Below are 23,390 nucleotides of genomic sequence, written 5' to 3'. Positions count from 1 at the left end.
CGGTTCTCTGAATTCAGATATTCGTGTACTCTCAGTGTGTGCTGACTCTCGCTACTGACATCGAGGTGCTGGCGCGGTTCGGCCGCGCGCTCGCCGACCCGATCCGTTGTCGGATCCTCCTCGCACTGCGCGATGCCCCGGCCCATCCCGCCGACCTCGCCGACACCATGGAGATCTCCCGGACCCGGCTGTCGAACCACCTGGCCTGCCTGCGCGATTGCGGACTGGTCGTCGCGGTACCGGTCGGCCGCCGCACCCGCTATGAGCTGGCCGACGAACGCCTCGGGCACGCGCTGGATGATCTGCGTACCGCCGTGGTGGCCGTCGCCGCCGACCGCACGTGCGCGGAGGCTGACGAGGAGGGCTGCTGCTGACATGGCCGCCGGGATATCCATCGGTCCGGCTCCCGCCCGCCGCGACGTGCTCGCCCGTCGAATACGGCTGCTGGTCGCCGCCACCATCACCTACAACGCCATCGAGGCCATCGTCGCGATCGCTGCCGGCAGTCTCGCCTCCTCGACCGCACTGATCGGCTTCGGCCTGGACTCGGTGATCGAGGTCTCCTCCGCCGCGGCGGTCGCCTGGCAGTTCTCCGCCCGCGAGCACGTGGTCCGCGAAGCGCGGGAGCAGACCGCACTGCGGATCATCGCGCTTTCCTTCTTCGCGCTGGCTGCCTACGTCGCTGTCGATGCCGCCCGCAGCCTGATCGGCGGCGGCCAGGCCGACCACTCGGTGCCCGGCATCGTGCTGGCCGCGGTGTCGCTCGCGGTCATGCCGTTCCTGTCCGCCGCCCAGCGACGGGCCGGACGCGAGCTCGGCTCCGCCTCCGCGGTCGCCGATTCCCAACAGACCCTGCTGTGCACGTACTTGTCCGCAGTGCTACTGCTCGGCCTCCTTGCCAACGCGCTGCTCGGCTGGTCCTGGGCGGACCCGATCGCCGCCCTGGTCATCGCCGCGGTAGCCCTCAAAGAAGGCCGTGAGGCATGGCGCGGAAACAACTGCTGTGCCCCCATTGGAGCCGTACCGGCCCCGGGTGCCAGTGATGACGCAGGTGGCTGCCGTCCCGGCTGCTCGTGCTGCGCTACGAGCGTTGAGGGCTCCTGACGGCCGCCGGGGCCGTCTCGACATCCCCGCGCGTCAGGCCAGGACTTGGGCGAGGAAGTCACGGATGTACTGGGTGATGGCCTCGAGGTGACTTTCGAGGGCGAAGTGCCCGGACTCGAGCAAGTGGATCTCGGCATCGGGCAGGTCCTGGCGGAACGCCGTGGCACCGTCGGGGCCGAAGAGCTCGTCACCCGCGCCCCAGACCGCCAGCAGCGGGACCTGGGAGTCGCGGAAGTACTGGTGGACGGCCGGGTAGAGCTCCACGTTGGTGGGGTAGTCACGGAAGAGCTTGAGCTGGATCTCGTCGTTGCCGGGCCGGTCCAACAGTGCCTGGTCGTGGACCCAGTTGTCGGGGCTGACCAGGCTCGGGTCGGCAACTCCGTTCACGTACTGCCAGCGGGTGACCTCGGGTGACAGGGCCGCGCGCATGGGCGCCTCGGTGTCCGGCCCTGGAGCCGCGGCGTAGGCGAAGAGGCCGTCCCAGAAGGACTTGACGAGGCCCTCTTCGTAGGCATTGCCGTTCTGGGTGATGATCGCGGTGATCCGCTCCGGGGTCTGGAGGGCGAGCCGCCAGGCGATGGGGGCGCCATAGTCCTGCACGTACGTCGCGAACCTGCCGATGCCCAGGTGCTGGAGCAGGCCGGAGGTGACCTCGGCGAGGGCGTCAAAGGTGTACGGGAAGTCCTGCAAGGCAGGCATCGCGGACTGGCCGAACCCGATGTGGTCTGGAGCGATCACGTGATAGCGGTCGGCGAGCGCCGGGATCAGGTTGCGGAACATGTGCGAGCTGGTCGGGAAGCCGTGGAGGAGGACCACGGCGGGTGCCTTCGGGTCGCCCGCCTCCCGGTAGAAGACGTCGAGACCGTTGACGGTGGCGGTGCGGTGGTGGACCGTGGGGAACATCGACCTAACCCCTCTATCGAGCTTTAGTGGTTACGGGCACAGTCGAGCACGTTCCGCCTAACCAGTCAAGAAGCTCTAATCGGTTAGGTGCGTTTCGGAGTCCGGTCGGTTGACCCGGTTCATGTAACCTGTTAGAGGAGTCAAGCTGGTTAGGAGGTGTCGGCGGTGGTTGATCCAGGGCGGCAGGACACACTGCTGGAGCTCCTCAACACCACGCCGGTGGTCAACGGGGCAGCCCGGGATGAGCTGGCAGACCCTGAAGCGGCCAGGGCCTGGCAGCGGGCGCACGGCGGGAGCGGCAGCGAAGAGGAGCTCCGGCACCTGGTGCAGGCGCGCGATGCCCTGCAGGACGTGGTGCGCGGCACTCGGCCGGCCACGTCACTGGCCTCGACCCTCGAGGGCGTGTTGTACCGACCGCGCCTCTCTCCTGAGGGAGTGGTCTGGGAATTGGACGCCCCTGCGGAGCGCCGACTGGCAGTAGAGGCGGTCATGGCGTGGAGCGCACTGCAGGAGGCGAAGCCTGGTCGGCTGCGTCCGTGCGCCAACCCGGAGTGCTGTCTGTTTCTCCTCGACCGCAGCAAGACCAACAGGGCTCGATGGTGTTCCATGGCCGTTTGCGGCAACAGGATGAAGGCCAGGCGGCATTACCAGCGCACCCGCGACAGCGCAGCTGAGTAACCTCTCCGGGCGGTTCCCTCAAACCACCTCGCCAGTGCCCCCGAGTGCCGTGATGGCCTGTCTCCGGCAGTGCAGTGCATCGGCTCCGGCTTGCGAGGGCTGAGCGCACGATGCGACACAGATGTTCGTCAGCTCCCGAGGTCGCTTCAACTGTGCCGTGGTGCCAGGATTCCGTCGCTTCCAGCAGGGACTACCGCGACTCGACGAACTGCAGGCCATTGCCGATACCAACAGGCGCCTGGTAGTGGCGACCGAGGTGCCAATGCCCGGCAAGCGCAACGGCTGCCAGCCGTTAACCGAGTCCGGTGTCGACCGGGCCCACCGCGATGCCCCCACCGTCGCCGCCGGTGGTCATCAGGGCACCGGCACTCCCGACCCGCGCCGCATGGCGTGAGCTGGGCCATATGAACCTATTGCCCGTTATGGGAGCGTGGTCTACTCCCCATGCACACACCGTTGTGTCATCGGGTGCGCCCCTCATCCCCGACCTCCAGGGAGCCCCATGCCCCGCCGCGTACGCTCCGTCCCGCCCGTCGTCCTGGCAGGCGGTGCGCTGACCCTTGGTGTCGGTGGTCTGTATGCCGCCGGGCTGCTCGCGGGCGGTGACATCGACGCGGGTACAACCGTGCACGGCGTGGACATCGGGGGCCTGAGCCGGGCGGAGGCCACTCAGAAGCTGGATACGAGCCTGTCGGCGGCCGGATCGAAGGATCTGATCGTGAAGGTCGGCGACCGCGTCGGCAAGGTGGACCCGCGGCAGGCCGGGCTCTCCGTCGACGTACAGAAGACCGTCGACCGGGCGGCGCACACCGGCGCCGATCCGGTCACCGTGATCAGCGGGCTCTTCCACTCGGGCGGCGACATCGAGCCAGTGGTCCGTACGGACGAGGGCAAGGCCCGTGCAGCCCTGGAGAAGCTGGCGAAGACCCACGACCAGAAGGTCCGCGACGGCGCCGTGACCTTCGACGACGGCGAGGCCGGGGAGGTCGCGCCGCGCAGCGGATACGCCGTGGACGTGGACGCGGCGGTCGGCACCCTGCGTACCGCCTTCGCCGGCGGCAAGACCGCCAATGCAGGCGGCGCGGCCGGCGCCGCCACGGCCCTGCCCACCCGCGAGATCAAGCCGAAGGTCACCGCCGAAGAGACGCGGCGAGCGGTGCGCGAGTTTGCGCGCCCGGCCATGTCGGCGCCGGTCACCCTCACCCTGGGTGGCGAGCGACTCACGGTCAGCCAGAACACTCTGGGTGAGCACCTGAAGATGCGGCCGGACGACGCCGGCAAGCTGACCCCGAAGCTCGACGCCAAGGGCCTGCGAGCCGACCCCGCGGTGGCCCGTCCCCTGTCCAGGATCGCCGGCCCGGCCCAGGACGCCGAGCTGAATCTCGACGGAGACCGGGTCGTGGTGGGTGCCGATGCCAAGATCGGCCAGGAATTCACGGACAAGGCGCTGAGCAAGGCCGTAATGCCGCTGCTCACTCGCTCGGGTGCGGCCGCCCGTACCGGCGAGGTGGCGACGGAGAAGACCCAGCCGAAGGTGACCCGCGAGAACGCCGCACAGCTGGGCCTGAAGGAGAAGATGTCCTCCTTCACCGTGAATTTCGAACCGGCCCCTTACCGGACGAAGAACATCGGCCGGGCGGTGCAGCTCATCAACGGCTCGCTCGTCCGGCCCGGCGAAACCTGGAGCCTCAACAAGACCGTCGGCGAGCGCACCAAGGCCAATGGCTTCACCGACGGCACCATCATCCTCGACGGCCAGTACACCAAGGCGGCCGGCGGTGGTGTGTCGACCGTGGCCACCACCACGTACAACGCGTTGTTCTTCGCCGGGCTGAAGCCCGTGGAGCACGGCGCCCACTCCTTCTACATCGAGCGCTACCCCGAGGGCCGCGAGGCAACGGTCGCGTGGGGAAGCCTGGACCTCAAGTTCAACAACGACTCCGGCAAGGCCGTCTACATCCAGGCGAAGGCCACCGATACCTCCGTGACGGTCACCTTCCTCGGCACCAAAAAGTACGACGACGTAAAGGCGATCAAGGGGCCGCGCACCCACGTGCAGAAGCCGGGGGTGCGGCCGGGCGCCGAGAAGGACTGCGAGCCGCAGACCCCGCTCGAAGGCTTCGACGTCACCGTGCAGCGGGCCTTCTACCAGCGCGGCGAGGAAGTGAAGCGCGAGCCGTTCCGTACCCACTACATCCCGCGTGACCGGGTGACCTGCGACTGACCCCACCTTCGCGCCCCGCTGCCGCAGGGCGGGACACCGGCGTGATCGCGCGTCCAGGCCGGCTGAACGAAGGTGGTGAAACGGCGCGCCTATCCGCGCCGCCTGCGACGCCCGGGAATGGTCCCTCGGCGCCGCCGCCTGGCTCGTGGAGATCTTCCTGGGCTCGCTGCGCACCGTGAAGGTGACCAAGCCCGTACTGCTCACCATCTCCAAGAGCACCGTCTGAGACGGCCACGACTGTCCTGGCCGGGCCGCTCAGCCGTCTGGCCAGGACAGTCGTGATGTGCCCCTAGGGCAGCCGCCCACAACTACGGCTTGGTCGGTCCAGTCGATTGCCGGGAATGGTCGTGGGCAGCATCAAGCGAGGGCGGGGGCCGCACTCTCGCGACGGCGCGGGCCGCTCAGGCGTCCTGCAGACCGGTGTCCGGCACCGGATTGCAGGTAGTTGCCGAACTTGCCTGATGCGCTCCCCGGACCCGAGATGATGGTCGAGTCCGGCGAATCATGTCCCAAGGCTCACCAGCTGTGGTCATGGTCCGCCGGACAACACACTTAGGCCGCCTGCGCCAGCCACTGCGATGCGGCCTGGAGCAGGCGCTTCACCGCCCGGCTGCGCCACATAGCCGGCGCGGGCCGTGTCGGCAGCGGTCAGGAGTTCTTGAACGTCCAGCTGTACGGCTCGCCGTCGTCCTCGGCCGACCAGCGGACGGACAGCTCCTTCGCGCCCTTCGGGACCATGTAGGTCTCGCAGAGCACGTGGCTCTGGCCCTTCTTCCAGTTCTCGATGTCGGTGTCCGACTCGCAGCCGGGCGCGTCATCTGCCGCACCGATCAAGATGGTTCCGCGCTGGCCGTCGGCGTAGATCTCGACGTTGTCACCGACGCTCGGATACGAGGCGACGGTGCCGCCGCCCTTGTTCGTGTACCGCAAGTGGGCCACCGCGGGGACGAACCCCTTGGCCTTTGCCGGGTCGTCGACCATCTTCTTGGTGTCCGCCTCGGTGCCCACGTCGATCTTCTGCGCGAGGACGGAGTACGTGATCGTCCCGTCGTCCTCCTTGAACTTGCTGGTGGCGCTCTCGCCGGTCGCCAGCTCCCGGCTCTCGGGCTTGTCCTCCTGGAGCTTGCTGGTGCCGCCCTTGGCGTCCCCGCTGGACCCGCCGCATGCGGTCAGCGTCAGCGTCAGCGCCAGAACAGCAACGGGCGCGGCCGCACGCAGCCACAGCGTCTTACGGTTCAGCATGTTCGATCTCCCCGTCAGTGACCATCAGTTGGCATGATCATAACCAGAGATCTGGTTGGCGATCACTGTGGTCAGCCGCGGTGACCTGCGCTTTGTCCTACTTACCGCCCGGCTGCCCGGCTGCCCGGCTGCCCGGCTGCCTGACCGCCTGGCCGACGCCGACCGCGACGCCTCCCTGGCCGGCCTGCCCCCAGGCACCGAAATTGACCACCGCGACACCTCCTTCACCGGACTCCTTCTCGAAGCCCGCGAGTTCCGCGGTACCGGGGAGCCATAGCGGGTCGGTGGAACCATGCGCCGGTAGGGGCCAATCGGGTTGGCGTGCCCGGGACTTCAGGAGCAGAAGCCGATGACTCCGAAGCCGGGGCGTGCCGTTGCGTGCCGCATCCAGCGGGTGCACTGCATAACGGCGTCCACGACTTCGGGCTCCAGCGGGGGCGCCTGGCCCGACTCGTCCACCGCCCGCTTGATGGTCTCGAACTGCTCCAGTGCTTGTGTGATCTGCTCGGGTGTCCACTCGCCGCAGCCCGGAGTCAAGCTGTACGGCAGGGGAGTGGGCAGGTCGCCCCAAGACGGAGACACCGCTTCCTTTGGTGCCGGTGATGGCCTATGGGCCCTCTGCCAGCGTTCGGTGCCAACCACGGAGGGCAAGCTCCCTGCCTGGCGGCGGCTCAGGTAGTCGTAGGGTGCCGGCCGCTAGCGCACCGGGCACAAGCAGAGATTGAGGGCCGCACCCCGTGCTCATCCGCATTGCGGGCGGTGCAAGGTACATGGGGAGGAGCGGAGGAGCACCAACGGAGGGTCGAAAGTGAATTCCCGACCGCTAATGAGTGCATTGTCCCGCTGATGCGCATGCTGGCGCAACGGTCCGATTGGAGTCGGTTCAACACACTGGAAAATATTGCTGCTGGTCTGGTCAGGAGAGGCGGCAGGTTACCTGGAAGACCGCATCGAGATTCTGGGGGAGCTGGCAAAGCCAACAGCAGTTAACGCCATCATCCAGGTATTCGCAGAACGGGAATATTCTGACGATTCGACCTACTGGCTGTTCCTGAAGTGCATCCAGGCGCTCGGCAATATTGGGAATCCGGCAGCTCGAGATTTTCTTCGGAGTATTGCAGAAGGAGACCATCCGCCACACCTGAAGTGGGAGGCCGCGGCAGAACTCGAGATCGAGGATGATCTGGGTTTTGATGAGCCGCACTGTGCGACGCAACTCACTCACCGCATCCCGCCCTCAAGCGCCGCCATAAGGCAGCAAAACGACCTCTTGCGGTCGGGATGTGCCGGTGTTGCGCTCAGTGAAGTTCTCCCATGCACTCTCTTGACACCGCTGTCCCGCAGCCCGCAGGATCGCTCCCGTGAACCTGTCAGACAGCCAGACAGCCGGGATGCCGCGACGCGTCAGTGCGATGGAAGCGGTGCTCGCCCACCTTCGTGGCGCCATCGAGCGCGGCGACTACGCCATCGGTGACAAGCTTCCCTCCGAGGCGGAGCTGTGCCGGACCCTTGAGGTCTCCCGGCCCGTTCTGCGGGAAGCGCTGCGCGCCCTGCAGACCATGGGCCTGACCGTCTCCAGGACCGGCAGGGGCACCTTCGTGGTCGCGACCACCGTCGAGGACCCCACCTTCGGCGACTACGCGGCCAGCGACCTGCTGGAGGTACGCCGCCACATCGAGATTCCGGTTGCCGGATACGCGGCGCTGCGCCGCACCCCGGAAAACCTGGACCACCTGTCCCACCTCCTCGACCGGATGGAGCAGGAGACGGACACCACCGCGTGGGTCGCGATGGACAGCCTCTTCCACCTCGCCGTGGCCGAGGCGGCCCAGAACCCGGTCTTCCGCCGGGTCATCGAGGAGATCCGCGACGCACTGGCGCGTCAGTCGGCGTTCCTCAACGACCTGGGCGGCCGGCGCGAGCGGTCCAATCAGGAGCACCGGGCGATTGTCGAGGCGTTGATCGACGGTTCCGAGCACGACGCGGTGGCGGCCATGTCCCACCATCTCGACCGCGTCGACATCACCCTCACCGACATCGTGCGCCCCACACGTACGGACATACCTACGGAAGGCAGACCCGAGGCGTGAGCGAACAGCACCTCAAAGACGAGACGCGCCCCTCGCCCCGACACGTCGACGCCGGAGACGCCGGGTACAGCAAGTCCCTGAAGTCCCGGCACGTCAACATGATCGCGGTGGGCGGTGCCATCGGTACCGGCCTCTTCCTCGGCGCCGGCGGCCGTCTCGCCGACGCCGGCCCCTCTCTGTTCATCGCGTACGCCGTCTGCGGCCTCTTCGCCTTCCTCGTCGTGCGGGCCCTCGGCGAACTCGTTCTGTACCGCCCGTCCTCCGGCGCCTTCGTGTCGTACGCCCGGGAGTTCCTGGGGGAGAAGGGCGCGTACACAGCGGGCTGGATGTACTTCCTGAACTGGGCGACCACCGGCATCGCCGACATCACCGCGGTAGCCACGTACACCCACTACTGGGGCATGTTCTCCGACATCCCGCAGTGGGTGATCGCCCTCATAGCCCTGGCCGTGGTCCTCACCGTGAACCTCATATCGGTGCGGATCTTCGGCGAACTGGAGTTCTGGTTCGCCATCGTCAAGGTCGGCGCGCTGGTGATCTTCATGTGCATCGGCATCTTCCTGCTGGTCACCCAGCACCCGATCGACGGCGCCACGCCCGGCCCGTCCCTGATCACCGACAACGGCGGCTTCTTCCCCAACGGCCTGCTGCCCATGCTGCTGATCGTCCAGGGCGTCGTCTTCGCCTATGCCTCCGTCGAACTGGTCGGCGTCGCGGCCGGGGAGACCGAGAACCCCGAGAAGATCCTGCCGAGGGCGATCAACTCGATCATGTGGCGCGTGGGGATCTTCTACGTCGGCTCGGTCCTCCTGCTGTCGATGCTGCTGCCCTGGAACGCGTACAGCGCCGGCGAGAGCCCCTTCGTGACCGTGCTGTCCCGCATCGGCGTCCCGGCGGCCGGCGGCGTGATGAACCTCGTCGTCCTCACCGCGGCCATGTCCTCGCTCAACTCCGGCCTCTACTCCACAGGCCGCATCCTGCGCTCCATGGCCGTCAACGGCTCGGCGCCGCGGTTCACCGCCCGCATGAGCCGCAGCCAGGTGCCGTACGGCGGCATCCTGCTCACCGGCGGCATCTGCGTCCTCGGCGTCGGCCTCAACTTCGTGGTCCCCGCCGACGCCTTCGAGATCGTGCTCAACTTCGCGGCGATCGGCATCCTCGCCACCTGGGGCATGATCATGATCTGTCACCTGCGCTTCTGGCAGAAGACCCAGAAGGGCGAGCTGACCCGCCCCGGCTACCGACTGCCGGGTTCCCCCTGGATCCAACTCGTGACGCTGGCCTTCCTCGCGTCCGTCCTGGTCCTCATGTACGCCGACGGCGGCGCCGGACGCACCACCGTGCTGTGCGTGCCGCTGGTCGTCGGAGCGCTGGTCGCGGGCTGGTACAGCCTCCGCGGCCGCATCGCGCGCACCTCCACCCGGACCGACGCGTGACCCGCGTACCGGTCCACGACAACACAGCAGTGATCGAGACAGTCATGTACAGCAGTTCCCTCGCGGACGCACCGGCGATCCGCGCACCCCGCCACGCTCCCGTCGCCCATGTCGTCCGAGGCGGGGTGGTCGAGGGCATCCACTACGGCTCCGCCGCCGTCCTGGGCGCCGACGGCGAGGTCCGGTTCCAGCTCGGTGACATCGAGGCCGCCTTCTACCCGCGCTCGGCGCTCAAGCCCGTCCAGGCCGTCGCCATGGTGCGGGCCGGGCTCCCGCTCGACGGCGACTTGCTCTCCCTGGCCGCGGCCAGCCACTCCGGCGAGGAACGCCACCTCGCCGGCACCCGGCGGATCCTCGAGCAGGCCGGCGTCGCCGAGGACGACCTGCGCAACGTCCCGGACCTGCCGTACGGCCCGGCCGTCCGCGACGCCTGGATCCGCGAGAACCGCCCGCCCTCCCGGCTCGCCCAGAACTGCTCCGGCAAGCACGCCGCGATGCTCTACACCTGCCTGCTCAACGGCTGGCCGCTGGAGAGCTACCTGGACCCCGCCCACCCGCTCCAGACGGCGATCGCCGAGACCGTCGAGGACCTCACAGGTCAGCGCGTCGCGCAGGTGACCGTCGACGGCTGCGGCGCTCCGCTGTTCGCCGTATCCCTGCACGGCCTCGCCCGCGCCGCCGCCCGCATCACCACCGCAGCCCCCGGCACCCCCGAGGCACGCGTGGCGCATGCGATGCGCGAGCACGCAGAGATGGCTTCCGGCACCGGACGGGACGTGGCCGCGCTGATGCGTGCGGTTCCCGGGCTGCTCGCCAAGGACGGCTTCGAGGGCGTCCAGGTCGCCGCGCTGCCGTCCGGCAGCGCCATCGCCGTGAAGATCGCCGACGGTGCGAACCGGGCGCGCATCCCGGTCGCCGCGGCCGCCCTGGCCCGGGCGGGCGTCGACCCGGAGCTGCTCACCGGGTTCGCGGGGGAACCGATGCTCGGCGGTGGCCGGCCCGTCGGCAGCGTACGGCCCGTACCTGCGCTGGACCCGTCGGTCGTGGCCACCGCCGTGTAACCCGGCGCATGCCCAGAACCTCACTCACTCACCTCAGGAAGAGGACCCGTACAGCCATGACCGGCGCCACCCGCAGCGAACACGACCTGCTCGGAGACCGTGAGGTCCCCGCCGACGCGTACTGGGGCGTCCACACCCTGCGCGCCACGGAGAACTTCCCCATCACGGGCACTGCGATATCCGCCTACCCGCACCTGATCGACGCCCTGGCCGCCGTCAAGGAGGCCGCCGCCCTCGCCAACGAGGAACTCGGCCTTCTGGAGCCCGAGAAGGCGGCCGCGATCGTCGCTGCCTGCCGCGAGATCCGCGACGGCAAGCTGCACGATCAGTTCGTCGTCGACGTCATCCAGGGCGGCGCCGGCACCTCGACCAACATGAACGCCAACGAGGTCATCGCCAACCGCGCGCTGGAGCTGTTGGGGTACGCCAAGGGGCAGTACCAGCACCTGCACCCCAACGAGGACGTCAATCTCGGCCAGTCCACCAACGACGTCTACCCCACCGCCGTCAAGATCGCGACCGTCTTCGCGGTGCGCGGCCTGCTCAAGGCGATGGCCGTCCTCCAGGACACCTTCGCCGGCAAGGCCGTCGAGTTCCGCGACGTGCTGAAGATGGGCCGTACTCAGCTCCAGGACGCGGTACCCATGACCCTCGGGCAGGAATTCTCGGCGTACGCCGTCATGCTCGACGAGGACCGCAGCCGCCTCGCCGAGGCCGTCGAGCTGATCCATGAGATCAACCTCGGCGCGACCGCGATCGGTACGGGCCTCAACGCCCACGCGGCATACGCGGAGTCGGCCCGCCGCCACCTCGCCGACATCACCGGGCTGTCCCTGGTCACCGCCGCCAACCTGGTCGAAGCCACCCAGGACTGCGGCGCGTTCGTCCAGATGTCCGGCGTGCTCAAGCGCATCGCCGTCAAGCTCTCCAAGAGCTGCAACGACCTGCGCCTGCTGTCGTCCGGGCCGCGCGCGGGCCTCGGCGAGATCAACCTGCCGCCGGTGCAGGCCGGTTCGAGCATCATGCCCGGCAAGGTCAACCCGGTGATCCCCGAGGTCGTCAACCAGGTCGCCTTCGAGGTGATCGGCAACGACGTCACCATCACCATGGCCGCCGAGGCCGGGCAGCTCCAGCTCAACGCCTTCGAACCGATCATCCTGCACTCCCTGTCGGAGTCCATCACGCACCTGCGCGCCGCCTGCCTCACCCTTGCCGAGCGCTGCGTGGCAGGTATCACCGCCAACACGGAGGTGCTGCGCGCGACTGTGGAGAACTCCATCGGCCTGGTGACCGCCCTGAACCCGCACATCGGTTACACGGCCGCCACCGACATCGCCCAGGAGGCCCTCGCCAGCGGCCGGGGCGTGGCCGAGCTCGTCCTGGAGAAGGGCCTGCTCCCGGCCGAGAAGCTCGCCGCGCTGCTGCGGCCCGAGGTCCTCGCGGGCAACGGCGCACCCCTGGCCTGACCTGCCGCGCCGGGCTGCGGGCGGGGCTGGAGGCCGGGCCGCGCAGGGGCGGGCTGTCCGTTGGAGCGGTGGACTCGTCCGCACTGCGGAGCGGAATGACGTGGGCCCCTGACGGCCGTCCTGGGAGGCGTGCGGTCAGTCGGGGGCCTGCTCGCCGGGCGGTGGCCGGAGGCCGCGCGTCCGGGACGGCGCGAGGCTGGACACCACCTCGGTGAGGACGGTGCATGCCTGCTCGATTTTCTGGTACGTGTTCTCCCGCTCGGCGACGACGGCCGCCAGCAGCAGCGTGGTCAGTGAGGCTGCGCCGTTGAGCGCCTGCAGGGTAATCATGTTCTCGACGATGCTCTGATGTGCGAACGGCCCGCGGCGCTGGGTCATCGCCACCACGGTGAGCACGGACAGCAGCAGCACGCACGGCGCGGCGCCGACCAGGCGGGTGCGCAGCGCAGCCCAGATCAGCAGTGGGAAGACCAGGAACAGCAGGTGGAGCGAGATGTTGGTGACGGCGGTCGTGACGGCCGCCGTGGCGGCCAGCAACACCGCGGGCTCGGCCCACTCCTGCAGGTCCTTCTCCCTGAGCGGCCGGGCGGCGTGCAGGCTGAGCAGTACCGGTGTGACCACCAGTACTCCCATCGCATCCCCGGTCCACCACGCGGACCAAGCGCGCCAGAACTCGTTCGCGGAAACCTGGCCGGTGAGCAGCAGCGTTCCGCTACCCACCCCGGAGCTGATCAGCGTCCCGGCGAGGCCGCCGAAGACCAGCATCAGGCCGTCGTTCAACCGGTCGAGCCCGGTGCGGATGCCTGCGCGCCGCAGCAGCAGATAGGAGCAGAGCGGGCCCGCCGTGTTGCCGAAGACGATCGCGAGGGCGGCGGGGGTCAGCGGCCCGAAGGTCGCCATGATCAGCAGCGTGCCCAGGGCGATCCCGGGCCAGACGCGGACGCCGGCGAGCAGCAGGCAGGCCAGGGCCACGCCGGTGGGCGGCCACAACGGCGTGACGCGTGCGCCCGCGATCACTACCTGTTCCAGCAGGCCGAGTTTCCCGGTCGCGGCGTACGCGACGGTGACGACGAGGATCATGAGCCCCGTCGCCGCCGGGCGTCGCAAGCCCTCGGATCGCACCACGTCGCCATGAGACAACGACCCGTGCCCGAGGCGGGCCGGGACACGCGGGGCCGCGCTCGGTCGCTCACCCGTCGTGGCGCAGGACCAGCACCGCCGCATCGTCGGTGTGCCCGGTCAGGTCGGCCACAGTGATGACCTCGGCCGCCAGCTCATCCGGGGGGCTGCCCACCCCGACCCGTACGATCCGCAGCACGTGTTCCAGCCCGGCCTCTATCGGGAAGGCCGGTCCCTCCAGTACTCCGTCCGTGACCAGGACACATGCTCCCGGCGCTGACAGCCGGTGACGGGTGACCGGAAAGCTCTCACCGGGCGTGATGCCCAGGGGGATGCCTCCCTCGTCCGGGGTGATGCCGCCTTGCCCGTCGGCTGTCGCCCATACGGTGGGGACATGGCCGGCGCGGGCGCCCGACAGCTCCAGGGTGGCCGGGTCGAAGCGGAGGAAGGTGCAGGTCGCGAAGAGGCTGCTGTCCAACGTCGCGAGCAGGTCGTTGGTGCGGCTGAGCACCTCGCCGGGGTCGGGGGTGAACGCGGCCACCGCGCGCAGGCCGATGCGTACCTGCCCCATGAAGGCCGCCGCCTCCACGTCGTGGCCCTGGACGTCACCTATCGAGAACCCGAGCGACCCGTCCGGCAGCCGGAAGCCGTCGTACCAGTCGCCGCCGATGTCCAGGCCGTCCCGGGCGGGTGCATAACGGGCGGCCGCCCGCAGCCCGGGCAGTTCAGGGAGGGAGTCCGGCAGCATCTCGCGCTGCAGGGCCTCGGCCAGCTCGATCCGGGCCCGCTGCAGCTCCGCCCGTTCCAGCGCCTGGGTCGTGAGCCGCCCGAGTTCCGCCAGCAGGTCGTCGGCGCTCGCGGGCCGATGAGAACGATGCCGGGACATTGACCCTCCGAGGTACCTCGGACCATGAGCCGCCACCCGAGACCACGCGAACGGCGGAACATCGCCTTCCTCCCGGGCTCCGGGCTCCGTGTCCCCTTGCCGGTCAGGGACCCCGCCCAGGGTGGAGAAGGCCCCTGAGCAGCCCTCATGCTCGATCGTAGTGCAGTTCCCCCGCGGGGCGCCTGCCGATGTGGCCTTGCTGCACTCGGGCTCGGATCCCTGCCACCCGGACTCTCACGTAATGACCGACGACATCCGACGTCCGATGTCCCACATGCGCCTCGCCGAACAAGACCTGACCGACCTCGCCGCGCTGCCCACGCCCGAGGCGTCGCTACTGATCACTACGGTGGATACTCGTAGCTCTCGGGACACCGAGCGCAGGACGCTCTCCGGGCCCAGGCAGCGGCCTCACGTGGTCACGCCGGCAGCACTCGCCTTGGCTTCGACGGAGGCAGGTGCCCGCGGGTGCTGGGACAACTTGGTCTTGGGGCTGCTGGGTGGACCGCTGGCAGACCTCGCGGGTGCGTGGACAATCAGCCGGTTCAGGATGGCGATGCCCAGGAACTGGGCAGGCTCCCATACCCACTACGGGCAACACAATGGAGCATCAGAGCAGGGCCCCGGCGGCGCGCTGAGGACGGCTGGTGTGAGCAGCCGGGCAGTTTCCAGTACGACGGCGAGTGAGCGCCGACACCCCTCCGCTGCCTGAGGGGGGAGGGGAGCTTCGTCTGGGCGGGGACTGTCGGCGGCCGGGAGGTTTTTCCTTCAGGCGAGACGTTTCCCTTGTCGCGAACCCTTGAAGGCAAGTCCTGGGCCGCTACCTTGAATGCATGCCGGGCAATGACAATGCTCGTCTTGTCCCGAGCGGCACTTGCTGGTGCGGCTGCGGGAAGGAGACGAGCAGCGGAAAGTTCTTCGTGCAAGGGCACGACCGTACCGCCGAAACCGCGCTGATGGCGGTTCGCTACGACGCGTCCATTCCTCGTCTTCTCGCCGACCATGGCTTCGGGCCTGACCACTCTGTTCGCGACGCCGCCCTCCGGAACGCCGGGTGGGTCAGCTGCTCCTACTGTGACTACGCAAGGTCACCTGCCGAGGTCGGCAAACACACCCGGAAGCACCACCCGGACAAGGGGGACCGAACGTAATCCGGATGTCTGCCAGGCTAGGGGGCGACTCTGACGCTAGCCGATGGAGCCGAGCTCCGCGTCTGACTGGCAGGTCCCCGCAGGCGTCGATTCCTTCGGCGGGGACGCGGAGGCACCGCCGAGAGGCAGAGACTCGTCACCGGCGTCATGCTGGAGTATGGGTGGAACCATCCCCCCACTGTCGGCCGGCGCTCCTCTCCGCCCGGCACTGCCGCAGATCCGCAGAGCTGGGTATTCAGCGGCCAGCGCGCCGCCCAATGGCGCCAGGCCTGCCTGGGGACGGCCCTTTCGCATCATCTCCGATGCGCAGCGCGCGGAAGCCGCTCGGTTCTCGGCACCCGCCGCGCACCGCATCGAAGCGGCACCACGGATTGCTCGCCGCGAGCGGAACCCGGGGCGGCCACGCCCCACTGCTGTGGCCAGCTCCTCGTCGATGGCGCTGGCCAACAAGCAGGCCGTGCGGTGCGGTGACTGCGGCCGGGCTTAAGGGCCGCGTAACGACGCAGCTTGTGGGGCGCCAGCCGGTAACGGGCCAAGGAATGCCGCGCAGTTGAACGCAGATCGCCGCCAGGCGTACGCAAACGACCTCGGCGTCGGCCGCTCACTGGCCGCTGCCGTCGTCAAGAACGACTGCACCAGTACTGCCGGTCGTCCGATGCGAGCGCATCGTGGATCACCCATGGCGCCCCCTAATAGGCGGTTGAACTGAGGGGCACCGAGAGATTGCAGCAGGCCAGCGCCTCGGGTATCTGCCAATAGAGCACACACTGGATTCAAGGCGAGAGGTGCAATGATCATGAATGCCGTCACAGAAATCCGGCAATCGGTCCTAGTGCTGCTGATTACGGCCGGGATTGTGTGGGCGGCGACGCTCTTGCTTGCAGGATGCAACAGCACAGACAGCGGAGGAGAGTCGGTCTCACCCTCCGCGTCGGCAACGCGCACCTATGACGCCTTTGACTGCAGGGCTCTGCTGGAGCGCAACTACGAAAACGACGAGGTTCGTGACGCATCCGATGACTCCGAGTGCGAAGGACTGACCTCAAACGAGTACACCGAGGTTGTGAAGGACGTCATCACAGGCCATAAGGACGAGATTCTGGATCGAGCTCGCGACGAGACGGTGTGGGACGAGGCGTGGGAGGGCACTGCCCCTTCACAGCAGACACTGGTGTGCGACCGCCTGGCTGAGGATGGGGCCACGGTGGTTGGAGATGAGATGGCAGACGCTGCTGGTGACGAGGCAAGCGGGGAGGAAGTCGAGATGGCGCAGTATTTCCTCGACGAGAAGTGCTGATGAGTATCGGCTGCGAACTGGCCTTCAGTGGCGGGGTTTGCCCGTACGGTTCGGGAAACGGAAGACAGTTGTGGGGTGCCGCAAGCCACGCGTAGCCTCTGAACAGGTGCTTTGCAGCACCCAGCGATCACGGCGGGCTCGGACTGCATGGCTCTGCGCATGGTTTGTCTGATCTTCCTCCGGCTCATCGGACTGCTCCTGCTGCTTTCCCGCAGGGGGAGGCCAAGGACGCGAAGCTCGTTGCGCTCCGCCACGAGAACGCGGTGCTGCGCCGACAGTTCGGCGTCCGGTCGCGCTTCACGTGGCCGGAGCCAGCCGTGCTCGCCGCCCTGGACCGGCACCTCCCGGGCCAGTGGCGCCGCCACCGCCTGGCCACCCCGGCACCCTCCTCACCTGGTACCGCACGCTGCTGCGCTGGAAGTGGAGGAAGAAGTCCGCACGGGCCGGACGTTCGCCGATCTGGGAGGGCTCACCGCACTGATCCTGCGCCTGGCCCGGGAGAACCCGACCTGGTGGTCGACTCGCATCCAGGGCGAGTTGCACCGCCTCGGCCACCGCATCGGCGCCTCCTGCGCGACGCCGGCCTGGGCCCCCGCCCCTCGGCGCGGACCCGGCACGGGGCCGACGTGGCGTCAATTCCTGCGTTCCCAGGCCCTCCGGACTGCTCGCCCTGGACTTTTTCACATCGACACTGCGACGCTGACGAGGCTGTATGCCTTCGTGGCCATGGAGGTCGACACCCCCATATGCTTCCGACCGGCAGCGGGGAACCGCTCATGCGGATTCGGCTGATGGCCCGCCGGGATTCGCTTGCCGTTGTCGGCGTTGGGGCCCGAGGGGAGTGAAGTCTGCCTGCACACGGGTAGCCCTCCGTCACCGCTCTGACCAGGAGCGGAGCCGCTTGCCCCACCTCTGCTGACCTCCCCGCCAGGACCACGCCATCCAAATGTCTTGACCACCGCCTTCTTGGGGATGCAATGGTGTGCGGGGCGATGACCGCGGGGCCGGCAGGGCGGCCTGCTGGGCGCTCCGGGCGCCTTACCCCTCCCGGACAGTGCGTTGGAGATCTCCGCCGCCCATTCCCACGGCGCTGCCGTGCTGCCCGGTTGTGCGTTGAAGTACTCCCAGCCGACGACCCCGGCGAAGCTCGGACACACGGCCGCGCTCCGTCTGCTGATGCCGCCTCACACCGGTCATGCGCAGGCCCGGCGCGAGCAGGTCTTTCGCGATGGCGGCCGGGCGGCAACCGCCAGTTGACCCAGGGTCCGGAGCACCGCAGGCGGAAGCAGCTCGGCAATGCCAGGAAGAGCATCGGGGGGCGAGGTTCGGCGCCGGTGAAAGCGGTGGCGGTCAGGTCACTGCAGGACGATCTGGTGCTCGTGCCGGGGGTCGGCCGCGCACGCGAAGATGTTCAACGCGCCGTCCCTGCCAGGGCGGACCTCCGTCGGGTGCTTGTTGTCCTGGGGGCTGGAAGCCTGGCGGTCCTCCAGCGGGGTCCAGCTGGAGACGACGCCGCCCCATTCATAGGTGGCGATGGTGAGGAAGAGCCGCAAAGGACTGCCGCACGAGCAGGTGATCTCGGCCGGGCCGGTCACGTTCCACGCCGCGAAGCCTCCGACCTTCCACCCTGGGGCGATGGACAGGTCGCCCTGGTAGCTGAGGATGTCCTCCTCATCATCCTCGGCCTCCTCCTCAAGCTGCATCTCCCATTCTTCGATGCGCTCTTGCAGGTCGGTGTCGAGGAGTTCGATGTATTCGTGCTCCATGACCTGTTCGGGGGCGATGGTGCAGGGCTCGGGTACGTAGCCGTCGAATCCGACGACCTCCGGGAGCGGGGGAGTCGCCAGGACCTCCTCACACCGTGAGGAGTCGCGCCACCGCACGTCGACGGCGACCGTCCCTTGCCGGCCGTGTCCATCGAAGGGGCACCACAACACCTGTACCAGGTCGGTACCTTGCGGTGCCTCCAGCCCGGGAACGTCCTTGGTGAAGAACTGGGCCACCGGCAACAGCGGGACCGGCGCGGTCTCACCGAGATCAGGGATCTGGTGTTCTTCGCGCAGGGTGGCCAGCAGTGCCCGGTCTTCTTCGGTGAAACTGGTTCCAGGAGCAAGATTCTCCGCCTCGCGCAGCATGGCCCGCTCGCGGTACACATCGGGTACTCGCCGGCCGCGGTTGCGCGGGTGCGCATGGTGGCACGTGGGCCAGGGCTCGTCCGCCGGCCACAACAGCGGCCCGCCGATGGAGCTGTCGTGGTATTTGGGAGCTCCGGGCCGGGGATGGAGGCGGGTACTGGTCGCACGGTGGGCTACCAGCTCGGGGAAGATCTGCTCGATGTCCAGGGGCCGTGGCGGGGTGGTCCGGGTCATCGTCATCCTTTCTTCAAGACGGTCTCATCACATCACAGCCGTCCGCACGCCTGCAGCGGGATTCTCCAGCACATCCGTCAGCTTAAATCCGCGATCTCCGAATGCTGATATTTCGAGTTGGATCGGGATGGGATTGGTTCCCTCGTAAATCGGTTTCACCGAGTACTGGACGTTCTGGCCTGGAATGCCATTGGCGGGATCGCCCTTGACCGCATTGTAAACTTGGGCTTCGAGGCCCTTCATGTCGGGGGTATTGGTCGGGTTCTGGGTGAGGGTGACGAGATTGTGTCGCGCCAGGGGGCCCGTACCGGGGCCGCCCAGGCGGTTGGCCAGTAGATGGCCGCGCGCCTCGTTGAAGAGGGTGCCGTTACCTCGCCAGCCCGGCGTCCGGGTCGCTCCGGCTTCCGTTCCGGTGTCGAGCATCTCCTTGCGCAACGACGCCCACACACCCGTGGGCCGGCCGAGGTCGTCCAGTTTCCCGAATCGGACGCTGCCATCCCACTTGTACCTGTCCTGCAGGCAGGACTTCGGGACCAGGCCGAGCGGGTCGCTCCAGGTCTGCGGGTTCGTCGTATAGGCGACGGGGTTGGGCGCCGGTGCTAGGCCGAAGGGGTCGGGGGTGGTGTAGCGGGCGGTGTCCGGGTCGTAGTGGCGGAAAAAGTTGTAGTGCAGGCCGGTCTCGGGGTCGGCGTATTGGCCGGGGAAACGGAGTGGAGTGTAGGCCGATGCGTTTCGGTTCCAGGCGATGGCGCCCCAGATGGTGGTGCGGGCGTGCCAGGCGATCTCGCCGTGTTCACCGACGAGTTCGGTGGGGGCGCCGACCAGGTCGGTGACGATGGCGAAGAATCGGCGGTCGACCTCGTCCTGGCTCAATTCACCGTTTCGCGACCGGCATTCGAGCTGAGCCAACGGATGCTCATCGTCGTCGTACTCCCACGTGGTGACGATGCCGGTGGCGGTGTCGGCCTGCTCGGCGAGGTTCGTGCCGTCCCAGGTGAAGCGGATGGTCTGCTCGATGCTTTCGCCGTCGGGGGCCATGCGGTGCTTGGCGTTGCGGCGGCCCAGCGGGTCGTAGCTGTAGCGCCAGAGAGTGCCGTCGGGTGTGGTGCAGGCGACGAGACGGTCCTCGGCGTCGTACTCGTAGCGCCAGGTGTCGGGTTTGCGCGACAGCCGGGTCCGTTGCCGCAGGACGGTGCGGCCGGCGCCATCGTGTTCGTAGCGGATGGCACCGGCGGAGCGTATTCGGGTGCCGCTGTAGCTGCGCTCGCCGCGGGCCTCGGAGTGCGGTGCGGCGTCGGGCCAGTGGGCGGCGGTCTGGTTACCGGCCGCGTCGTAGGCGTACGACTCGGTCCAGCCGTCGGCCGTGACCTGGAGCGGTCGGCCGACCGGGTCGAGATCCATCCGCCGCTGTTCACCGGTGACGTGGTCGATGGCGCCGATCAGGTTGTCGTCGCCCCGGTAGGCGTAGTCGCGCGAGCGCAGCGTGCGGCCCGGGACTGTCACCTGCTGGCTGGTCCGCCGACCACGTGGATCCCAGGAGGTGCCGAGGCTCAGGGGCGCGGTGGACAGGCCGATGGTGCGCGTCGTTTCGCGGCCCAGTGCATCGCGGGTGAAGTCGAGGTGGTGGCCTGCCAGGCTCATGGCCGTGGGGCGGCCGGCGGCATCGAGAGTCATCTCGGTGCGTATGCCGCTGGGGGTGGTGCGGTGGGTGCGGCGTCCCATGGCGTCGAAGCCGAAACGGGTGGCGCGCCCGTCGACGGTTTCGGACAGGACGCGGCCCGCAGCGTCGTAGCTGAGCTCCAGGACCGAATAAGGAGCGGTCGCCCGGGTGAGGTGTCCGGCGGCGTCGTAGGTGTACGTGGTGCGTTCGCCGTCGACGTCCTTGGCCAGGATGCGGCCGGCCGGATCGAGGTGGTGGCTGATGAGTTGCCCGAGCGGGGTCGTCCGGGAGATGAAGCGGTTCGCGGCGTCGTAGGTGTAGGTGAGGGTGCGGTCGTCGAAGTCCGTCTCGGAGGTCAGACGACCTGCTTCGTCATAGCTGTAGCTCCACGTCAGGCCCTGGGGGTTGGTGACCCCGGTCAGTCGCAGCTCGGTGTCGTGGGCGAACGTGAAGCGGGCACCGTCGGGGGTGGTGCGGGCCGTGGGGAGGTCGAAGACTCCACACTCGAAGCGCGTGACGCCACCCGAGGGGTCCGTGTGCGTGGTGCAGTTGCCCTCCGTGTCGTAGGTCCAGGACTCGCTGGTGCCGTCCGGGTGGGTACGGCGGGCGAGCCGTCCATCAGCGGTCCACTCGAGCCGCGTCGTGTTGCCCAACGGGTCTGTGAGCGCCGACTGGCGGCCCATCGCGTCGTACTCGCAGCGCGTGACCGCACCCAGTGGGTCGGAGACCTCCACAGGCAGGCCGGCCCGGTTGTAGCGGAACTCGGTGGTGTGGCCGAAGGCGTCGATGATCGACTCGAGCAGGCCGGATGCCGTGTAGGAGAAGCGCACGGTGATCCCGGTCGGATCGGTGACGGCGGTGCGGTTGCCGTGCTCGTCGAACTCCTGGTGCCATACGGCACCGTCCGCTCCGGTGATCCCTACCGGCCGGCCGGCCTCGTCGTACGTGGAAGTGCTCTCCTGACCGTCCGGACCGAGGACGGAGGTGATCAGGCCGCACGCGTCGTACTGGACGCGCGTGGTGTGGCCCAGCGCGTCCGTGGTGGCGACCAGGCGTCCCCGTCGTCCCAGTCCTGGAGGCGTGAATGGCCGAGCGCGTCGGTCTCCCGGATCAGTCGGTACGCCTCGTTGTGCTCGAATGTCGTGGTGCGGCCGAGGGAGTCCGTGTACCGGGTGATCCGGTGGTCGGTGTCATAGCTGATGGCGCAACTGAGAATCCCATTGATGCCTTCACCACGTATGCAGCGGTCTTCTCCGTCGTAGATGAAGCGGTACCAGGAGCCGTTGCGGTCGGTCCAGGAGGTGATGCGTGCGTCGTCGTCGTAGGTGAGCTGGAACGGCACGCCGGAGGAGTTGTAGATCTCGGCGAGGTTGCCGTCGCTGTCGTAGGCGTAGCTCAGGATCCGGGAGCCGTCGGGTGCTTCGTCCGAGCCGAGGAAGCGCAGGCCGGTGACCCGGCCGTCGGCGGTGTCCACGGCGATGTGATAGCCGCCGGTGTGCCGCACCGCTGCCGGCATCCCGGCGTCGTTGTACTCGAAGGTGACCTCATTGCCGTTCCGGTCGGTGATCGACTGGAGAAGCAGAATCCGCTGCTCCGGGGAATCGGCCTGGCCCTCCTTCCCAGCACTCGCCACAGGCGCCGCGAAGCTGCGGGTAAGGCCGGATTGCGGGTCGGAGATGGTGATCGGACTGTTGGGCGTGCCGTCCCATTCCAGCGGCCAGCGCGGGCCTGCTGCGGGCATGACGGGCCGACCGGGTTGGGGAGCGGGGTAGGCCAGGAGCATCCCGTCATCGGTGGCGAAGACGGCGCCTTCTCCGTCGAGTTCCAGGCGCTGGTCGAGCGTGGAGGCCCAGGATTCGCCGAAGCAGCGGCCCCAGCGGTAGGTCGACAGATGGGTGCGCTGCAGGACGAGCGGCAGCACGCCTGGCAGTACGACGTCGGTCTCCTGCATGAGCATTTCGCCGGAGGCCATGTCGATCGGGTCGCCGTTAAGGCACCGGCCCTTGGCCGGTTTGGCTTTCTTCAGCAGGTCCTTGCCGGAGCGCAGGCCGTTGCGCAGCCCGCCGGCGCGCAGGCCCTTCGCTGCGGCCTTGATGCCCTTGGCGGCTCCGGCGAGAGTGGTCAGACCCTTCATGCCGGGGATGCAGTCGAGGGCGGCCAGGCCGACGTCGAAGAGACTGGCTTTCCCGTCCTTGAATTTTATGAGGGTGTCGGCGAGCACGACCAGTGCCGCGACGACGACGATGGCGGCGAGGATCGGGCCACCGATGATCATCGCGACGATGCCGACGACGGTAACGATGACCTTGCAGACGGAGACGATCGTGTCCCAGTTCTCGGTGACGAAGTGGGCGACCTCCTCCCACCAGTGGCGGTTCTGGATGCCGGCGTCGGAGGCTTCGTCGAGTTTGTCCTGGCAGACGCGGGCGGCGTCCTCGCGTAGTTCCTTGGCCTCCTGGGCCATGGCTTTGGCGGCGTCCAGGGCGGATTGGGCGGTATCGACCGCGCCCTGGGCGTCGCTGCGGGCGGAGTTGGCCTGCTGGGCGTTGCGGGTGGCGGCGCGCACCTTGGACTCGTCCGGGGCCTCGGGGCCCTTGGCGTCGTTGTACGCCTTCGTCTTCGCGGTGGCGGTCTTGACCCAGTCGGTGGTCGAGTCCAGCCGGCCCTGGGCGGCGTTCAGGTCGGCGCGGGCTTCGCGGCCCTT

Annotated in this window: 20 protein-coding genes; 11 read left to right on the top strand and 9 right to left on the bottom strand. The window is 68.4% G+C overall.

Annotated elements, in window-relative coordinates; genetic code table 11:
- Window positions 1-38: 38 nt before the first annotated feature.
- Together IG84_RS0135600 and IG84_RS0135595 are read left to right on the top strand one after the other, a co-directional pair.
- The gene (locus tag IG84_RS0135600; RefSeq protein ID WP_031067063.1) at window positions 39-374 is read left to right on the top strand and encodes an ArsR/SmtB family transcription factor; all 336 of its coding nucleotides are present in this window, start codon (window positions 39-41) and stop codon (window positions 372-374) included.
- Between the two features lies 1 nt (window position 375).
- Window positions 376-1,104: a cation efflux transmembrane domain-containing protein gene (locus IG84_RS0135595; protein WP_031067061.1), complete on the top strand. Its 729-nt coding sequence runs from the start codon at window positions 376-378 to the stop codon at window positions 1,102-1,104.
- A gap of 33 nt (window positions 1,105-1,137) precedes the next feature.
- On the opposite strand, the gene IG84_RS0135590 is transcribed toward IG84_RS0135595, so the two are convergent.
- Entirely contained in the window at window positions 1,138-2,007 is an 870-nt protein-coding gene (locus IG84_RS0135590) for an alpha/beta fold hydrolase (protein ID WP_031067056.1), read from the bottom strand.
- Between the two features lie 165 nt (window positions 2,008-2,172).
- On the opposite strand from IG84_RS0135590, the gene IG84_RS0135585 reads away from it, so the two are divergent.
- The 3 genes from IG84_RS0135585 to IG84_RS0135580 all read left to right on the top strand — a co-directional run bounded on the left by IG84_RS0135585 (window position 2,173) and on the right by IG84_RS0135580 (window position 4,909).
- Window positions 2,173-2,685, top strand: a complete 513-nt coding sequence (locus tag IG84_RS0135585) for a CGNR zinc finger domain-containing protein (RefSeq protein ID WP_037801329.1) — start codon at window positions 2,173-2,175, stop codon at window positions 2,683-2,685.
- A gap of 121 nt (window positions 2,686-2,806) precedes the next feature.
- A complete protein-coding gene (locus IG84_RS41410) occupies window positions 2,807-3,079 on the top strand; it encodes a hypothetical protein (RefSeq protein WP_157849004.1) in 273 nt (90 codons plus the stop codon).
- Between the two features lie 108 nt (window positions 3,080-3,187).
- The gene (locus IG84_RS0135580; protein ID WP_031067049.1) at window positions 3,188-4,909 is read left to right on the top strand and encodes a VanW family protein; all 1,722 of its coding nucleotides are present in this window, start codon (window positions 3,188-3,190) and stop codon (window positions 4,907-4,909) included.
- A gap of 648 nt (window positions 4,910-5,557) precedes the next feature.
- Here IG84_RS0135580 and IG84_RS0135570 read toward each other — a convergent pair.
- Window positions 5,558-6,148: a hypothetical protein gene (locus IG84_RS0135570; RefSeq protein WP_051862830.1), complete on the bottom strand. Its 591-nt coding sequence runs from the start codon at window positions 6,146-6,148 to the stop codon at window positions 5,558-5,560.
- Window positions 6,149-6,206: 58 nt separating this feature from the next.
- On the opposite strand from IG84_RS0135570, the gene IG84_RS0135565 reads away from it, so the two are divergent.
- Entirely contained in the window at window positions 6,207-6,428 is a 222-nt protein-coding gene (locus IG84_RS0135565; protein WP_157849003.1) for a hypothetical protein, read from the top strand.
- A 56-nt stretch (window positions 6,429-6,484) separates the two neighbouring features.
- On the opposite strand, the gene IG84_RS0135560 is transcribed toward IG84_RS0135565, so the two are convergent.
- Window positions 6,485-6,733 carry a DUF7691 family protein gene (locus IG84_RS0135560; RefSeq protein WP_031067041.1) on the bottom strand — a complete coding sequence of 83 codons (249 nt, stop codon included), beginning with the start codon at window positions 6,731-6,733 and terminating at the stop codon, window positions 6,485-6,487.
- Window positions 6,734-7,067: 334 nt separating this feature from the next.
- On the bottom strand, window positions 7,068-7,376 hold the full coding sequence (locus IG84_RS41405; RefSeq protein WP_157849002.1) for a hypothetical protein: 309 nt from the start codon (window positions 7,374-7,376) through the stop codon (window positions 7,068-7,070).
- 187 nt (window positions 7,377-7,563) lie between these two features.
- Between IG84_RS41405 and IG84_RS0135555 the strand changes: the two genes are divergently transcribed.
- Genes IG84_RS0135555 through aspA form a run of 4 tightly spaced genes read left to right on the top strand, consistent with a single transcriptional unit; the run spans window position 7,564 to window position 12,204 of the window.
- Window positions 7,564-8,241 (top strand): FadR/GntR family transcriptional regulator, encoded by a 678-nt coding sequence (locus tag IG84_RS0135555; RefSeq protein WP_031067038.1) that lies wholly within the window; start codon window positions 7,564-7,566, stop codon window positions 8,239-8,241.
- Window positions 8,238-9,677 (top strand): amino acid permease, encoded by a 1,440-nt coding sequence (locus IG84_RS0135550; protein ID WP_031067036.1) that lies wholly within the window; start codon window positions 8,238-8,240, stop codon window positions 9,675-9,677. Before IG84_RS0135555 ends, IG84_RS0135550 begins: the two co-directional genes overlap by 4 nt.
- Window positions 9,678-9,721: 44 nt before the next feature.
- Complete coding sequence (locus tag IG84_RS0135545) at window positions 9,722-10,738, top strand: asparaginase (protein WP_031067030.1); 1,017 nt, start codon at window positions 9,722-9,724, stop codon at window positions 10,736-10,738.
- Between the two features lie 56 nt (window positions 10,739-10,794).
- Window positions 10,795-12,204: an aspartate ammonia-lyase gene (gene aspA / locus IG84_RS0135540; protein WP_031067028.1), complete on the top strand. Its 1,410-nt coding sequence runs from the start codon at window positions 10,795-10,797 to the stop codon at window positions 12,202-12,204.
- A gap of 135 nt (window positions 12,205-12,339) precedes the next feature.
- Here the strand turns inward: aspA and IG84_RS0135535 are convergent, their stop codons facing one another.
- Window positions 12,340-13,329 carry an MASE1 domain-containing protein gene (locus IG84_RS0135535; protein WP_037801328.1) on the bottom strand — a complete coding sequence of 330 codons (990 nt, stop codon included), beginning with the start codon at window positions 13,327-13,329 and terminating at the stop codon, window positions 12,340-12,342.
- 64 nt (window positions 13,330-13,393) lie between these two features.
- Window positions 13,394-14,209 (bottom strand): PP2C family protein-serine/threonine phosphatase, encoded by an 816-nt coding sequence (locus IG84_RS0135530; RefSeq protein WP_031067022.1) that lies wholly within the window; start codon window positions 14,207-14,209, stop codon window positions 13,394-13,396.
- 1,947 nt (window positions 14,210-16,156) lie between these two features.
- Between IG84_RS0135530 and IG84_RS41400 the strand changes: the two genes are divergently transcribed.
- On the top strand, window positions 16,157-16,657 hold the full coding sequence (locus IG84_RS41400; RefSeq protein ID WP_157849001.1) for a hypothetical protein: 501 nt from the start codon (window positions 16,157-16,159) through the stop codon (window positions 16,655-16,657).
- 1,355 nt (window positions 16,658-18,012) lie between these two features.
- Here the strand turns inward: IG84_RS41400 and IG84_RS0135515 are convergent.
- The 3 genes from IG84_RS0135515 to IG84_RS0135505 all read right to left on the bottom strand — a co-directional run.
- A complete protein-coding gene (locus IG84_RS0135515) occupies window positions 18,013-19,026 on the bottom strand; it encodes a hypothetical protein (RefSeq protein ID WP_031067016.1) in 1,014 nt (337 codons plus the stop codon).
- 27 nt (window positions 19,027-19,053) lie between these two features.
- Window positions 19,054-21,675: an RHS repeat-associated core domain-containing protein gene (locus IG84_RS0135510; RefSeq protein ID WP_281179406.1), complete on the bottom strand. Its 2,622-nt coding sequence runs from the start codon at window positions 21,673-21,675 to the stop codon at window positions 19,054-19,056.
- Window positions 21,675-23,390: DUF6531 domain-containing protein (locus tag IG84_RS0135505; protein ID WP_245659716.1), on the bottom strand; the 1,716-nt coding region annotated here is incomplete at its 5' end. The genes IG84_RS0135510 and IG84_RS0135505, both read right to left, overlap by 1 nt.

Origin of the sequence: Streptomyces ochraceiscleroticus (genome assembly GCF_000720485.1) — a bacterium.
Classification (GTDB): Bacteria; Actinomycetota; Actinomycetes; order Streptomycetales; family Streptomycetaceae; genus Streptomyces; species Streptomyces ochraceiscleroticus.
Note: the sequence above shows the minus strand (reverse complement) of the source record. Positions and strands in the feature narration are given on the sequence as shown.